A 4561-nucleotide genomic window follows, 5' to 3' on the forward strand; every position below is an offset into this window, starting at 1 on the left:
GTTAGGTTGTGGGGCAGGTTCTGAGGTGGGTTCTAGGATAGGTTCTGGTACTGGGATAGGTGCTGGAATAGGTTCTAGGATAGGTTCTGGGGCAGGTTCTGAGGTGGGTTCTGGTTCTGGGATAGGTTCTGGTGCTGGGATAGGTTCTGGTTCTGGGATAGGTTCTGGGGCAGGTTCTGAGGTGGGTTCTGGTTCTGGGGTAGGTTCTGAGGTGGGTTCTGGTTCTGGGGTAGGTTCTGAGGTGGGTTCTGGTTCTGGAGTAGGTTCTGGATCTTGAGGCATATCTGAAAAGCTGCTTCCCTGAATAAATACAGCAGAGTCGAGAAAAGCGTCACCAGCATCAGCGATCGCTAATCTAATCTTGTGAGTTCCAGCACTAAGTCCTAGTGCTTGTGCAGTAAACACATTAGTGAAGCCATCATATTCTAAATCGAAAAATGGTCCACCCTCACTAGGATCATTATTGTTGAAAAATTCTGAGTTACTAGCATCAGTTCCCAGTGGTTTACCCCCATTAACTGTATTGATAGCAACTGGAGTAGATGTACCAGGAATTAGAGCAATATTGGTTCCATTTAGGAAGAAACCGAAGACATCATTGAATTTAGAGTTTGTCCATTCTACATATTCTTCAGAGGCAAATACATAATTGAAGAAAACATTCCCTCCTTCACTTTCAAAGTCAAATTCCAGAATAGTTGCATCAAAAGTTTCTTGCTCTTCAGGAATCAACCCATCTAAATCTGAATCTCCAGGCGATCCATTGTTGGTAGTTTTCTTATCTGAACTATTAGGGCCTTTAGCATCGGTAGCTGTACCTGTAGTGATAATAATACCACTATCTATGCCAATACCAGATGATAATCCATCACTGAAGATTCCAGAAGCACCAGTAGCACCTGTATAATTGATAGAATCTGGTACAATTGTGATCCCACTGCCGAGGATTTCATCGAGCAAATCATCGCCATTACTGGTGGGAGTTATGGAAATTGCCTGAGCTGCTGTGGTACCACTAAGAGTCACGAAAGCTGTTCCGGCGAGAGTCGTGGCAAATTTTTTGACGAGTTTGGAAATAGTCATAGCTTGATGTCTCCTGAAACATAAAATTTTTAATAAGTTGGGAACATAGTTAAGATTTGAGCGCTTTGTTGAGTTTTGTTGTCTTATATCATGTCCGGATAATCAGTAGACATCTCCTCCAAATGAGGGAGTAGGGAGTAGGGGCGAATCGCGATTCGCCCGTACAGGAGTAGGGAACCCACCCCTAGCCCCTCCCAGGAGGGGAAGAATTGACAATTTATGTGCCATAATTGATTTTATTTTTTATTATTGGAGATGTCTAGTGAGAAAAAAACCTTCTCCCTTTGAACTTTTCTTTCTCTTCTGCCTTCCTTCCTCCAAAATGTAACTATTCAACCGGACATGATATTAGCCCTCAAGACATTACGATAGCTTTTACTTTTCAGGCCCATAGTGCTGTCTTGAGAAGATGCAAAATTTACCGACTCAGTTAATAAAACATATCGGTAGCAATGATAAATATAGTTAGATTTTTGATGACAGCTTTAAAGTTTCTGTGCGATCGATAGGTACTTTTAAGCCCTCGAAGTTGCTGTAACTGCTAAGATCGCCGACTCAATTTTGAAACTTTAATAGTCTTACAGAAAAATTTAGGAGTGGTGGGGGAAAAATGTGTTGTGCTGTATCTTAGAAATAATTGCAAAACCTAATCCTCTAACCATCTCAGGAAATAGAGTTATAGCACTCGCAAAATAATAAGATATCAGCTTCATCATTGATATTTTGGTCCTATTATCCTTTTTAGCATATATACGGATAAACCGCATTACTTTTGACTTGATTTTGAGTAACTTTACAGAATCTTCATAATAAACTGCTAATTTAATGAAAAAAATCGTAGGATGCACCGGGAAAAATATTTAAGTAATGGTCCTAAATATTTCGATTGATTTATTATTTTTAGCATATACACGGATTGAATTCCATTATTTTTAATTGGATTTTGAGTGGTTTTACAGAATCTTCATAAAAAGCTAGTAACTTAATGAAAAAAATCATAGGATACACCGGGAAAAATATTTAAGTAATGGTCATAAATATTTCCATTGCTTTATTTTTCTATCACAGTATACAGATAAATTGAATTAGTTTTGACTAAATTTTGAGTGACTTTACAGAATCTTCATAAAATTGTTGGTTCAATCCAAATATTTATGTAATTCTGCGGTGCTCTAAAATTAACTTTATTATTGATATTCTCAAAATAATGTGTGAATAACTCTTATTTGTGAACACTTTGAATGCCTTGATAGAATCTTCATAAAATTGTTAGTTCAGTCCAAATATTTATGTAATTATGCGGTTGTATTAAATAGGGTTTTCTGAATAAAGTATGAGTGGTAGGGGCAGGAGCCAGAATCCAGAATCCAGAATCCAGAAGTCAAGAGGAATGGGAATTATAGAAGAGGTAGTCAGAAGAATCGTCCCTTGATTTTCTTCCCCTATGTTGCCCAAAAAGAGACTTCCAATCCATAAAAGAAGGAGTAGGCAGTAGGCAGTAGGCAGTAGAGAGAAAGAATTGATAATTTTTGCGTGAGAATTGATTTTATTTTTGATTTTTAGAGATGTCTAGTAGTAAAAAAAAAGAATTAATTCCTGCATCTAAATCCCCCTATTAATACTAAATCGCTGATCGCTTTATTTCTTGACTAAAAAGGTAAAGCAGAAGGTAGCTATGCTGAAAAGTTAAGGGGGTTATAGAAAAGTACTTTTGCCCTGTGGACTTGGCATAGCGCTACACGCAAGTCAAAAGTTAAAAGTTACGAAAAGTTAATAAAAAGATAGATTATACTAATATTTAATTTAAGAAATATTAATATCAAATCTATGTCCTCTAAAAAGACTATACAAAAATCAAAAATTGTGGTATGTGGTGCTGGTATTGGTGGCCTAACAGCAGGAGCATTGCTGGCCCACAAAGGCTATCAAGTCCAAATATTCGACCAAGCTATCGTTCCTGGTGGCTGTGCTTCTACTTTTAAACGACGTGGTTTCACTTTTGATGTGGGTGCAACTCAAGTGGCAGGTTTAGAAACAGGTGGAATTCATCACCGGATTTTCTCTGAGTTAGGTATCGACATTCCGAACGCCACCAACTGCGACCCTGCTTGTGCCGTATTTCTACCAGGAGAAACTCAACCTATTAATGTTTGGCGCGACCCCAAAAAATGGCAACAAGAGAGACTTCAGCAGTTTCCCGGTAGCGAACCATTTTGGCAACTAATGACAAAATTATTTGAGGCAAGTTGGAAGTTTCAAGGGCGAGACCCAGTTTTACCACCCCGTAATATTTGGGATATGTGGCAGTTAGCAAAAGCAGTACGTCCGGATACTTTGATAACAGTGCCATTTACTTTGATGACAGTAGCAGATGCGTTACGGTTGTATGGTTTAAATGATAATCTACGGTTAAAAACATTTCTGGATTTACAACTGAAACTTTACTCTCAAGTAGGTACAGAAGAAACAGCTCTACTTTACGCTGCAACTGCTTTAGCTGTTTCCCAAGCTCCTCAAGGTTTGTATCATCTTGAAGGAAGTATGCAGGTGTTAAGCGATCGCCTAGTTGCAGCCTTAGAAAGAGACGGAGGCAAACTCTTGATGGGTTATACTGTAGAACAAATATATATAGATAAGGGTAAAGCTACTGGTGTCAGAGTCAAAAATCAAAAAACTGGAGAAACTTGGGTAGAAACTGCCGACCATATTGTGGCTAATGTCACTGTGCAAAACTTAGTGAAGTTAGTGGAAGATGAAAATCAGACCTCTCACCCAATACCTGGTTACAAATACCGAGTGAATAAACTCACTTCACCATCGGGTGCATTTGTGGTTTATTTGGGAGTAGATGAAAGTGCTATTCCAGCAAACTGTCCGCCTCACTTGCAATTTTTCTACAATTATGACGGTCCCATTGGAGAAAATAATTCTTTGTTTGTATCAGTAAGTCATCCAGGAGACGGTCGCGCTCCCACAGGCAAGGCAACAATTACAGCTTCGAGTTTTACCGATACTCAGATGTGGAGACATTGCAAAGATTATCAGGGGTTGAAGCAGCAATATACTGAGGAAGCGATCGCTCGTCTGAGTGAATATTTTTATTTAAAACCAGAAACAATAGTTCATCAAGAAGCGGCGACACCTCGTACTTTTGTGAAATTTACGGCACGAGAGGAAGGTGTTGTGGGTGGTGTTGGTCAGCGTCTTTCTACTTTCGGACCTTTTGGATTTGCCAATCGTACTCCCATTCAGGATTTATGGTTAGTAGGAGATTCAACCCATCCGGGAGAGGGTACCGCAGGAGTGTCTTATTCAGCATTGACTGTGGTGCGGCAGATTGAGTGCTTGTAGAGGAGTAGGGGAGTGGGGGAGTAGGGGAGTAGGGGAGTAGGGGAGTAGGGGAGTGGGGGAGTGTATTGTGATTATTTTTGTTACCTACGGCAGTGGGAGCATATTGCTCCCGTGTCATTCGATTCCA

General features: G+C 39.6%; 1 protein-coding gene and 1 pseudogene. One reads left to right on the forward strand and one right to left on the reverse strand.

The window, feature by feature from the left end; translation table 11 throughout:
• Positions 1 to 249: 249 nt before the first annotated feature.
• A pseudogene (locus F6K54_RS40780) lies at positions 250 to 1083 on the reverse strand (choice-of-anchor L domain-containing protein); the annotation flags it as partial.
• Between the two features lie 1827 nt (positions 1084 to 2910).
• Here F6K54_RS40780 and crtD point away from each other — a divergent pair.
• On the forward strand, positions 2911 to 4434 hold the full coding sequence (gene crtD, locus F6K54_RS40785; protein WP_293090161.1) for a C-3',4' desaturase CrtD: 1524 nt from the start codon (positions 2911 to 2913) through the stop codon (positions 4432 to 4434).
• Positions 4435 to 4561 lie beyond the last annotated feature (127 nt).

This window comes from Okeania sp. SIO3B5, assembly GCF_010692555.1.
Classification (GTDB): Bacteria; Cyanobacteriota; Cyanobacteriia; order Cyanobacteriales; family Microcoleaceae; genus Okeania.

Bases quoted from the DNA above. Each gene is read 5' to 3' on its own strand.
- crtD (WP_293090161.1), top strand. From the start codon at position 2,911: ATGTCCTCTAAAAAGACTATACAAAAATCAAAAATTGTGGTATGTGGT.